The 10,447-nt window shown below is 36.1% G+C and carries 12 protein-coding genes and 1 pseudogene; 5 read left to right on the forward strand and 8 right to left on the reverse strand.

The features are described from left to right. The 3 genes and pseudogenes from BM308_RS13420 to BM308_RS13425 all read left to right on the forward strand — a co-directional run. Nucleotides 1–441, forward strand: a pseudogene (locus tag BM308_RS13420) (hypothetical protein); the annotation flags it as partial. Between the two features lie 38 nt (nt 442–479). Beyond that, nucleotides 480–1,346: a hypothetical protein gene (locus BM308_RS12555; protein ID WP_074945676.1), complete on the forward strand. Its 867-nt coding sequence runs from the start codon at nt 480–482 to the stop codon at nt 1,344–1,346. A gap of 227 nt (nt 1,347–1,573) precedes the next feature. Next, nucleotides 1,574–1,744 carry a DUF7230 family protein gene (locus BM308_RS13425; protein WP_164954369.1) on the forward strand — a complete coding sequence of 57 codons (171 nt, stop codon included), beginning with the start codon at nt 1,574–1,576 and terminating at the stop codon, nt 1,742–1,744. Between the two features lie 47 nt (nt 1,745–1,791). On the opposite strand, the gene BM308_RS12560 is transcribed toward BM308_RS13425, so the two are convergent. The 7 genes from BM308_RS12560 to BM308_RS12590 form a co-directional block, all read right to left on the reverse strand. Further along, nucleotides 1,792–2,364, reverse strand: coding sequence for a hypothetical protein (locus tag BM308_RS12560; RefSeq protein ID WP_074945678.1), 573 nt, complete (start codon nt 2,362–2,364; stop codon nt 1,792–1,794). A gap of 211 nt (nt 2,365–2,575) precedes the next feature. Continuing rightward, nucleotides 2,576–3,121, reverse strand: a complete 546-nt coding sequence (locus BM308_RS12565; protein ID WP_074945680.1) for a hypothetical protein — start codon at nt 3,119–3,121, stop codon at nt 2,576–2,578. 18 nt (nt 3,122–3,139) lie between these two features. Beyond that, the gene (locus tag BM308_RS12570; protein ID WP_083425589.1) at nt 3,140–3,829 is read right to left on the reverse strand and encodes a DUF6678 family protein; all 690 of its coding nucleotides are present in this window, start codon (nt 3,827–3,829) and stop codon (nt 3,140–3,142) included. 24 nt (nt 3,830–3,853) lie between these two features. Continuing rightward, nucleotides 3,854–4,753: a hypothetical protein gene (locus BM308_RS12575; protein WP_074945682.1), complete on the reverse strand. Its 900-nt coding sequence runs from the start codon at nt 4,751–4,753 to the stop codon at nt 3,854–3,856. Between the two features lie 62 nt (nt 4,754–4,815). Beyond that, complete coding sequence (locus tag BM308_RS12580; RefSeq protein ID WP_074945684.1) at nt 4,816–5,226, reverse strand: hypothetical protein; 411 nt, start codon at nt 5,224–5,226, stop codon at nt 4,816–4,818. 189 nt (nt 5,227–5,415) lie between these two features. Then, complete coding sequence (locus BM308_RS12585) at nt 5,416–5,607, reverse strand: hypothetical protein (protein WP_074945686.1); 192 nt, start codon at nt 5,605–5,607, stop codon at nt 5,416–5,418. Nucleotides 5,608–5,679: 72 nt separating this feature from the next. Beyond that, nucleotides 5,680–8,874, reverse strand: coding sequence for a DUF3427 domain-containing protein (locus BM308_RS12590; RefSeq protein WP_074945688.1), 3,195 nt, complete (start codon nt 8,872–8,874; stop codon nt 5,680–5,682). A gap of 415 nt (nt 8,875–9,289) precedes the next feature. Here BM308_RS12590 and BM308_RS12595 point away from each other — a divergent pair, with 415 nt between their 5' ends. Then, a complete protein-coding gene (locus BM308_RS12595; protein ID WP_074945690.1) occupies nt 9,290–9,754 on the forward strand; it encodes a hypothetical protein in 465 nt (154 codons plus the stop codon). Then, nucleotides 9,747–10,088 carry a hypothetical protein gene (locus tag BM308_RS12600; protein ID WP_143098624.1) on the forward strand — a complete coding sequence of 114 codons (342 nt, stop codon included), beginning with the start codon at nt 9,747–9,749 and terminating at the stop codon, nt 10,086–10,088. The genes BM308_RS12595 and BM308_RS12600 overlap by 8 nt, the downstream gene beginning before the upstream one ends. A gap of 196 nt (nt 10,089–10,284) precedes the next feature. Here the strand turns inward: BM308_RS12600 and BM308_RS12605 are convergent. Continuing rightward, the coding region (locus BM308_RS12605) for a transposase (protein ID WP_143098625.1) at nt 10,285–10,447 on the reverse strand (163 nt) is incomplete at its 5' end.

The following is a 10,447-nucleotide window of genomic DNA, read 5'->3' on the forward strand; positions in this document are numbered from 1 at the left end:
AGTCTTGATGATTGTGAAATCGTAAGACTATATGCAAGAAGATGGCTTATAGAGACCTGTTTCAGAGCACAGAAACAGTACTTTAAACTTGGGTCTGAAACTTATGCTCGTGACTACGATAATCTCATCTCCTTTGTATCAGTTGCATCAATCAGATTCATCATGATGGAATTCTGGAGAAGGTACGAGGAAGATGAACGTTCATTAGGAGCTCTATTCAGATTTACAAAAGAACAGATACAGGATATACCTTATCAGGCAGCAATAGATTCTCTAATGAGATGCTTCATTTCTATTCCAAAGATTTTAGAAGAAGCAAGCCTGCTAAAAAAAGGTTGTCTTGTTAAAGCAGAGCAGATCATAAACGATCTTTTAGGCTCATGGTTTAACGGAATCTGTAACTTCCTTAAGCAGGTAATTCCATTGCCTCAAGCAAGATAATAAATCAATACAGGTTTTTAAAGAGCATCAATCCAAGAGTGGATCTGGATTTACTTAAATTTTTTATCTGGGAAACTCGAGTTACTAATACCAATAACAACAGTAAACATATTAATTTCATCAAACCTGAAATTACTGAACAGGTTAATATATCTGTACTTTCTCATAAAAAAGAATATCTGGAGAATAACGACCTCAACAAATGGAGCTATCTTTTGATTTCATTTCTCGGGATCAAACTCGTAATTCACCGTGAGAAAGATAAACTGTATGTAAAAACTCAAAATGACCAAAAGAAGCCTTTTAAAATAGAAGGTGCTGCTGTTGAAGAGAATCGTTCCAATTTAAAGGATTTTACTGATGTTTCAAAAGATTCTAAAAATGATACTTTTATAAAAATTCAAAATCAGGGTATAGACATTCTTGCTCCAGAAGCAGCCGTTGTGCCAATGGTAAATAAAACAGCTATACTGTATGCAATAGCGCAGGCATACTTACTAAAATTTAATAAAGATATAAATACACTGATTAGTCTTTTGGATACAGAAAAAAAGAAAGAAGAATCATTCCTCTACAGATACCTTATTAGACAATTTTTAATTAAGGACAAATTTAGAGACAAACTGGAAGAAATACAACAAGACAATATGAAATATCTCGTTGAAAAGCCTATAGACACCAGTTTATCAACTTCGATGTCTCTAATCTGGGAAGAATTATCCAACTACTTTGAGCTTGATAAAAATATCAATAAATTCAAAGAAAAGCGAAATGAGCTCGAAAAGAGATACAAAGACACAGTTGAAGAACAAGTAAAATCTCATAAAAATAATAAGTCGGCTATTATCACAGGAGTCATATCCAGTGTAATTGCAGCTTTATTATTAAAAGTTTTTTTAAATTAAACGAAAATAAACAATTTATTATTAAAAAGCTCTTTAACTAAGAACTTTCTCTGAAAAAAAAGAGCTTTTTTCATCTCTAGAATCTTTCATCTCATTTTTATAAAAAACAATATAACCATTCAGATCTGGAATAATCATGTCCTATACTAGATCCTGCCTATTGGTTCTGTGATAGAATCACGGCAGCGTTTTAAACGGCTTTAAATCATTTTAAGAGGAAAATAAATATGTCTAAAAAGAAAATAAAACAGAGGAATTTCGTGCAGATGCATGTGCAGGATTTCTGCGTACCAAAGGTCTTTGAAGATCGCAAGGTAAAGGCTAAAAAAGGCTACCTGAAGCATAAGAAGAACTTTGCTCTGAGTGAGCAGGAATTTAATTTACCGCTGGCAGCTTAAATTCCTGCTCTCTTAGAACAAAGAGCTCCCTCCATTCAACAGTTCATTCAACCTTGAGAAGAGTTCGGTTCAGAAACCGAATCCGAGTTTTTGAGTTTCTTCAGATCTGAGTAGAATTCCGCAACCAGAACAATCAGCCAGAAAACAAAGATTGCAGAGACAATGTCATCACACATTGGACTTTCAATAACATCCACAAGATCAAAGAAATATCCCTGCTCCGTGGTCACAAAGAGCATTGTGAGCTCCCAGGCAAACAGAGTACAGCGTTTATCTACAAGAGGAATCTTGCTGCCGTCATTGTCACGAAGAAGGCTCTGAACTCTTTTAATCCTGTAGAGAAGCGGTTTAAAGATAAAAACAAAGATACAGACAAAAATCTGGAGCAGCAGATTGTACCAGATGAACTTTTTCTCAGCTATATCATTAGGAACACCGTTAAAATCATAATCAAACCTGATCATATCCGGGATCTCATCCCAGTAGTAGCTGTAGGCTGCAACCTCAATTATAAGGACAGCAATAGTCATGACAACAGCCAGGATAGTTCTGGCCCGGATGCCCTGTGGAGTGTGTCCCAGAATCAGAAGTTTGAAGAATTGCAGTATAGATGCGAACATAGTTATTTCTTTTTTCCAAGGTATACCTCTATTATTTGGCAGAAACAGGAAAATACAAGAAATGAGGCTCTGAACATAGACTGAGACGTGATTTTAAGAAAAATTACTGAAAGTTTTTTCGACAGTTGTACTAATGTGAGCTTTGAAAAGGATTTATCTGCAAGGCTCCGCTCACGTTACGCTTTTTAAACAGCCCACTGATAGACAGAGTCTATTTACCGTAACAGCTCATCAGAACCATGAGGGCAGCAGTCATCAGAAGAATTCCGCTCCAGAGCACAACTGCAGTGATTATCGCAGCATGGTACTGTCTTTTTTCCAGGAGCAGTTCGTTCTTAAGTCTTGCTGTGAGTTTTCCTAGCCACACAGTTGTCCCGATGGAGCACAGAAAACTGAAGGTGCACAGAGGCAGTATCAGAAATACAATGAAGTTCTCCCAGTTATCTGATCCCAGGGTGAATACCGAAAAGTCACAGAAACGACTCAAAAGAGAATTTATAGTAAAGGAGGCTGGCTGATAGAGAAGAATACCTGCTATAGCCAGTACAAACAGCATAAGTGAGATCTTCTGCTGACTTTTATTTAGTAGAGTTCTCTGAAAATATACCGGCTGACCGTTCTTAGTCTGACCGTTTTCTTCAACAACAAGCAGTTTATGGACTGCAAAAGCCGATACCGCTGCTAGGACCGCATATCCGCAGAAAAGCAGATTTTCAAGAAAAAACGCTGTAAATGGACCAATATTGTGCCAGTTCATAGCAAAATCTCACCAAAATCACCTATAACCGTAAATCACTAGAGAATTATCTTTTTCATCATACTCATAGTTAATGGAATATCTCTTAAGAATCGACTCAACCTCATCTCTGACACTGACAACGCTCATCTTTGGCTTTAATAGCTGTCCTAGGTATTCCTGTTTCTCGATTGTACAGGAGATTTTAAACCACTCTATTAAGGCCTTGTCCATGGAGAGAAAAAATTCATCCCCATCTAAAGTCCAGAAATCCTGAGGACAATCATTCTCGAAGATGGTTTTGTACTTAATGGGCAGAGCTTTGATTTCTGAAATAGCTCCGATGAGTTCTCTCCATTTGGTATAGTTCATGAAGGAGGAAAGCTGTCGATTCTGGATGGTATCTCGTATTTTATCCTTAAGAGTCTTTTTGTGGTTGTATTTCCCTGCCTCAATCTCATCTATCATGTGCTGCATTACAGATAAGGTTCTCTCATCTATGCTGCGGTAATCATACGCAGGAGACACAATCTGAGTATCCTTTTCAACATAAAACCAGCCAAAATGAGGCCAGCCTTTAACTGTAAAGGCAATACCGTTTTTCCATACAAGCTGAAACTGGATTGTACTCTGATCGTCATTTTGAGCGGATATAGGTTGAGAATGTCCACTTTGAGGATTGAGATTGCTTAGAAGAATTTCCTGTAAATTCTGACCAATAGTATTCAAAATCCGCACATTCCTTTTCTTATATCACTGGTGTTTGGTTAAAAATCTGCCCAACTTAATCATAAGCTCCAAAAATAAGAATCTGGCCAGTGAGATCTTCCATATGATATGACCTGATTCATCCGTGATTTTTTTAACAAATGCAGGTCTTGCCAAATCGAGAATCTGACAGCAGGAGACTTCGTCTTTTCCTGTCTTAAGAACCTCACCTACAACAAACTTACACCGTTCAATCACTTTGTAGGTCGGATGCTCTTTGGTACCTATATAGTCATAATCGTCGTAGATCTCATCGATTGCACCTGTTACAACAGAGCCGTCACGTAATTCAACAGTTAGCATCTCATCTTTTTTACATTTTTTTAGAATGTGTACGATCTCAGGAGTGTCTATGCGTTCAAAAACAGAGTCACCAAACAGATTTGCACCTAAAGGCAGAAAAATATCATTCTGCATCTGCATAAAGTGGAAGAGATCAAATGGACCATTGGTATTGCTGTACGTATATACCCACTTGTGAGTATTAAGCAGCTTTTCTTTATCACGAATAATGCAGGCTTTAATTGCCGCCTCAATTCTCTTTATATTCATTCTGAATGGAGCTGACTCACTACGCAAATTACACAGGTAAAAATAAAAAGCATCTCCGGCAAGAAAGGCATCGTCGTCGTACGGCTGTTCACAGATGGCAACAATAGCATCCTCTGTTTCCTGAGCTATAGCAGTATCCCCCTGCTTATAAATTTCAAAGATGCCAAAAATATAAATATCATCCACAGCGGTAGGTCTCTCAGGAAAATCACCAAACATATCCCTCTGAACCACAAACCACTTTCCTCTGCCAGCCAGCAGTTTATCCAGACACTTTTCTTTTCTGGCCTTCTGCACCAGAGGCAGAAATATATGAGAATTCTTGTATGCCATTTATCTCTTTGTATTACTTTATTTTTTTACACCTATATTGGGGTAGTACCAGAGGGGAAAAGCTACAGAGCTTCACTGTCGATGCCGTCAAAATCAAAGCTGTCACTATCCTTATCATAGGTAAAGTTAACATCCAGCCCCAGATAGTCAGATCTGCTGCCGGTATCGGTACCGATGAATCTAACACAAAGATTCAGCCAGTCGTCTTCAAAATTTACGGAAGACAGATACCATTCTCCGGTCAAAAACTTTGGCTGGGGAAACATATCTTCAGAATCGTTACAGAGCTCAGTGTCGTTTAGGTATTCGCTCATCATGGCTGTTGCTGTATCTATAAGTTCGTTTTTATGGGATTCATATATAGATTTCAGCTCATCATTTTCAAAAATATATCTGGTGTCTAACTGGTTCTCGAAGTTTGGATAATTATTGTCGGCATTGCTATTAGAAAAATGAAGTCTTTTAAGTTCCATTAGTAAACCTTGTTTTTCAATATGTTCAGGATGTTTGACGACATTCTATGTCCATTGTTTGAGTTTAGACTGTATAGCATAGAACACTGATAGGAGAACAACAGAAAAATTAATTTGTTTTAAAAATATGAGTGAAAAGGAGTGTAGCTAAGTTAAGTGACCTACGTATATTTGATACGTAAACTTATATCAGCCCAGAAGCTTAAACACAATGACCGTAACTGCGATGGGAACAACAAAACCAGCTACAGCCCACAGCAGGACAATTCTGGTATTTGCAGGATCATGAGTCTCATCCTCAATCTGACCTATTTTAAGGATGAGAGGAAAATCGATTGCGGCAGAGATTACCATGATCAGAATTATAGAGATAAACAACATCGTCGTATCAATCCAAAATAATCAGTTAACAGATAACTTCTCATAAAGTTATGAAGTATCCCTTATGCCCGATTAACCAACCAATAACTTATTAGTTTTCTTCAAGTATCTTGGAGGTATCTGATAATCAAGTTTCCAAATAATGGACACAGGACGGTTTCCTGTATGTGAGTGATGATGAACAGTTCCTAGGAATGTATAAGGGACACTACCTAGAGAATTATTTTTGGTATCTCGTACAAAAAGAAGAATCTTTCCATCTCCGTTAAAGTATCTCTGCGCTGTAGGAGTATGGTCTGAGATTGTACTTTGAGTCTGCCAGCAAAATTGACTCTCATTTATAGAGTAGTCATCATACATGGTGCTAGGAGAGTATTCCTTGTCACTTTTGTTAAGAGTCACCAGAAGCACATCTGTTTTTAGCTCTTTAAGATACTTTACACCTTCCCTTATAGTACTTGGTTTCTTAAAACCTAATGCCACAAATAGTTGATCTCGTGAATAGGTACAGTGAACATCTAGCGGACATTCATAACCTAGGTCGAGAACTGGAGAAATAAGATCAATATCATCTAGCTTAATTGAAAGTATCTCCACAATTTCAGAAACAAGATTCTTTGATTGCTTCAGTTTCTGAAGATTTGATAACACCTCATTACTATCAGAAACCTCAAAGGATTGACCAAACAAGGTGATATAGAACATATCAAATAGGGTACGTTCATTATTAGATAACTTTGCAAGATCAAAACATTCTATCTGCTGTAACTTTTCAATCAGAAATACCAGCCAATTATATGAATCTATCTGACAGAACTTTTTAAAAGCCTTTCTGAATTCATCTTCAAGAGGCTCTTTAAAATCAGGAATAACCCCTGCTTTTACACATAGACGTTTAAAGCTGTAATCATTCTTGTAAATATCAGCAAGAGTTTTTGAAGAGAACTTAAGAAAATCATTAAGACCAAAGGCCTGACGATTATTTTGATCAAAGTAATCTTTAATGAGCTCTACTAGATGAGCCTCTGTAGAAGAGTACTGCTTTATACTATCAAGAATTACATCCTTAGCCTTTTTCTCAAGATAAATAAAACATCCATTTGGTACGTGAGGAAAATTATTCTTTATCTCTTTTTCTAGAGTGTTTCTGGCAGGATCATAAAGTAACGCACTAAACTTATCATCAAAACGATATTTCTTATTTGAATTGCCAACAAAATCAAGAACAGTCAGACATTCCTTTTTATTATAGAGTCTTAGGCCTCTACCTAGCTGCTGAAGAAATACGGTAAGTGACTCTGTTGGTCTTAAGAACAGGACTGTATTTATACAAGGAATGTCAACACCTTCATTGTATAGATCAACCACAAAGATAAACTTGATTTGACCAGATTCAAGTTCACATTGAACCTTGGTTCTATCTTCTGCTGAGGATTTTGCAGTTAAATACTTAGCGGGTATATGAGCTTCATTGAATTTTTGTGACATAAACTCTGCATGTTTTATAGAACAACAGAATCCGAGTCCATGTACTTCATCTAATGAGTTAATGTATTTATCCAAGTTATTTAAGATACAGTCAACTCTTTGTAATGCACCGAGCTCTTCAAGTGTATATACGTTTTCAAGCTCTTTAACGTCATATCCACCTTTTGACCACTTGATTTTATCCAGATCAGTTGAATCAGATATACCAAAATACTGGAAAGGACATAACAGATTTCTCTCAATTGCTTCTGGTAATCTGATTTCAGCAGCAATTCTATTATCAAAATAAGGCAGAATTGAAAGACCATCCATTCTCTCAGGTGTTGCTGTAAGACCTAAAAGAATCTTTGGCTCAAAAAAATTCAACAGCTCCTGATATGATTGAGCTGCAGCATGGTGAAACTCATCGACAATAATATAATCGTAGAAATCTTTTGCTAAGATCTGATGAAGTTTTCTTGAGTTAGCAGTCTGGATAGAGACAAACAGGTGTTCAAAATCCTCGGGTCTGTAGTTTCCTACAAACAGACTTCCAAAATTAGGATCTTTTAATACTGCTCTGAAAGCAGATATTGACTGCTTGAGAATTTCTTCTCGATGAGCAACAAATAACAGGTTAGCTTTACTACCAGGATGGCTTTGAGCAAATCTCTTGTAATCAAAGGCTGAAATTAGAGTTTTACCGGTACCAGTTGCGGCTACCACCAGATTCTTATAGCGATGATGCAACTCGCGCTCAGCCTGAAGTTTGTCCAATATCTCCTGCTGATACCAGTAAGGCGAGATATCAAAGAAGAAATTAAATTGTCCTTCTACCTTTTCTTTTTTAGCCTGTTTTAAACCTTCACGAAGTCTCTTTCTATCCTCGTCTGTATTGGTATATTTAACAAAGGATTTATCCTCAAGATAGGTCTGAAATGAAGCTCTAACTTTCTTGATTATATCAGGCAGTTCTTGCTCTGTGATTTTAAGGTTCCATTCAAGACCAGAACCTATTGCTGAACTTGATAGATTTGATGAGCCTATATATGCAGTGCTAAAGCCGTTGTTTCTATTAAAAATGTAAGCTTTAGCATGATGTCTGGTCTGTGTTGTTTCGTAAGAGATCTTAATTTCAGTATTTGTTAGCTCAGAGAGCTTCTCTATTGCTTTAAACTCAGTAGCACCAGTGTAGGTGGTTGTAACAATTCGCAGGTTATGTCCGCTGCGGGTGAATCTTTCTAGATCATCAAGAATCAGTCTAAGGCCAGAGAACCGGATAAAGGAGACCATTAAGTCAATAGAATCAGCAGTTTCAATTTCCTTCTTTAACTCACAGTAAAGCTTGATTCCTGACTCATATCCTGTAAAAAGGGTACTCTCTAAAATCGAAGTATCAGGCCTGTTTATATTCTTAGCTTTAAAGTTCTTATCCAGGAGTCTGGGATCATGCTCATCGATGATGGAGAGAAGTTCTTGTCCTGCAGGATCAATTTCCTTATCCAATAATAAATCTATAAACTCACTAGGATCTCTCGATGTCTGCAATTCCCTATTTATATTGGAAATAACTGAGTTTACAAATGAAATCTGTTTATTAAGTTTATCTTCTTTACGGCATTTATCGGAGATATATTCAAGAGCCTCATGAAGTATGGAGGAAACATATAAAGAGAGGATCTTTGAGGCTTCTGCAGGATCAATTGATCTTGAATAGACAAGTTCATCCTTTAGAGAATTGAGTAGCTTCTTTACTTCTGAATTTATTATTTTCTCGTAAATTCCGGGAACCAATGGCATCAATTACTCCTTAGGAAGGCTGTTTTGTTATTGCATAACAAGCTTATTTCATTAACGATGAGAAGAATCTTAATTAGACAATTTTAATTTATAAGGGAAAAGTTATATAGATTTTGAAAGAATCAAAGTCTATTTTTGGCATTCCTGCTTCAAATTTAATTATTACCTAATTGATTATCTAAAAAGCATGGAATTATGTAAATTTGAGACTTTTATAAGAATAATCTTGTAGTTTTATATACATATAAGGAAAACGTGGCGGGTATTACTCCAAATAAGCGATAGTACCCAGCTATAAAAGCCGTGTTATCTTTAATTGCTCTCCCATCACGGTATAAAAATAAATAAATAGATATAACTATCGAAAATACATAAAATTATTTTAGTTATCTTCAACTGTTTAAGGATGATAGGTATGTTTAGAAAAATTATAATTAATTGTTTATTTTCTTTTATTCTTGCTCTTGTGATTTCTGGCTGTGCACGTACAAGACCAATTGTGAATGTAGAGGGATTTATTCCTGAAGGAATGACAAAAGAGCAAATAAAGGATGCCATTATAGATGGTTGTGAAAAAGTTGATTGGGATTGGGATACTGTTGATGGCGATCATATTAGGGCGTCTTCTTTAGCAAAGAACTATTACCAAATGGTTGTAGATATTGACTATTCGCGACCAACTAAATACGAAATTGTTTACCTGAATAGCGATAACTTAAACGACAATGGAAAAGGCGAAATTCATAAGGCTTATTACAAATGGGTTGGCTCTTTAAAGAAAGCAATTGATAACAATCTTAAGAGAATGTCAAAACGAAGCAGATATTGCGGTAAGGATTCTAAAAACAACTTAAATTCAATGTGTGTATTGAATGATTAGCCCATTGGAGCTTGGAATGAAATATATCAATCTTTTCTTTTTAACATCAATTGTTGTTATATTGACTGCATGTAGTGGTCATAAGATTACACCAAAATATGTGTATCCGGATCGCTATGACCGCTATTCTTGCGAGCAACTTAACACTGAAAAGGATAAGCTTGTATTCAAGTTAAATAAACTATCTGAAGCTCAAAAAATTGAAAACTCAGATAACTCTGCGGGTGCAAGCAGAGATTATAACTACACAATCACTAACCAGATTTCAGAAAGTCACGGCGAATATAATGCCATTCTAAAAACATTGGAAAAGAAGAAATGCAAGGTTAACTAGAAGCCCATCAATTTAGTAAACTGGAGGCTGGCTAAAAAGTATGTCAGCCTCTTTCATTTTTCAAACATAGAATTTTGTTATTTCTAGGGAATTGAAATTTTCAAATACGATTTTGTTGAGATATTTATTTTGATTGGAGATTTTTAGAACTTTTAGAGAGATAAGGTGGGAAGCTTAAGGTATTTCTTGTTCTTTTTTAACTTATTACCGCATTCATTTCATTTCTTATATTGGCCCATTTTCTTATATTATGAGCCAGAGCCACAAGCCCAAATTCAATTATTACCTTCGCTTTAGATCGCAGTCTGAATCTTTTGAAACCGTGATTATATTTGATATCACCGAATACAGCTTCAGGT

It is taken from the genome of Succinivibrio dextrinosolvens, from assembly GCF_900116345.1.
GTDB lineage: Bacteria > Pseudomonadota > Gammaproteobacteria > Enterobacterales > Succinivibrionaceae > Succinivibrio > Succinivibrio dextrinosolvens_B.

Excerpts from the sequence above, each read along its gene's own strand:
- BM308_RS13425 (WP_164954369.1), top strand. The coding sequence starts at position 1,574 with ATGTCTAAAAAGAAAATAAAACAGAGGAATTTCGTGCAGATGCATGTG.
- BM308_RS12560 (WP_074945678.1), bottom strand. The coding sequence starts at position 2,364 with ATGTTCGCATCTATACTGCAATTCTTCAAACTTCTGATTCTGGGACAC.
- BM308_RS12565 (WP_074945680.1), bottom strand. The coding sequence starts at position 3,121 with ATGAACTGGCACAATATTGGTCCATTTACAGCGTTTTTTCTTGAAAAT.
- BM308_RS12575 (WP_074945682.1), bottom strand. The coding sequence starts at position 4,753 with ATGGCATACAAGAATTCTCATATATTTCTGCCTCTGGTGCAGAAGGCC.
- BM308_RS12580 (WP_074945684.1), bottom strand. The coding sequence starts at position 5,226 with ATGGAACTTAAAAGACTTCATTTTTCTAATAGCAATGCCGACAATAAT.
- BM308_RS12585 (WP_074945686.1), bottom strand. The coding sequence starts at position 5,607 with ATGTTGTTTATCTCTATAATTCTGATCATGGTAATCTCTGCCGCAATC.
- BM308_RS12590 (WP_074945688.1), bottom strand. The coding sequence starts at position 8,874 with ATGCCATTGGTTCCCGGAATTTACGAGAAAATAATAAATTCAGAAGTA.
- BM308_RS12595 (WP_074945690.1), top strand. The coding sequence starts at position 9,290 with ATGTTTAGAAAAATTATAATTAATTGTTTATTTTCTTTTATTCTTGCT.
- BM308_RS12600 (WP_143098624.1), top strand. The coding sequence starts at position 9,747 with ATGATTAGCCCATTGGAGCTTGGAATGAAATATATCAATCTTTTCTTT.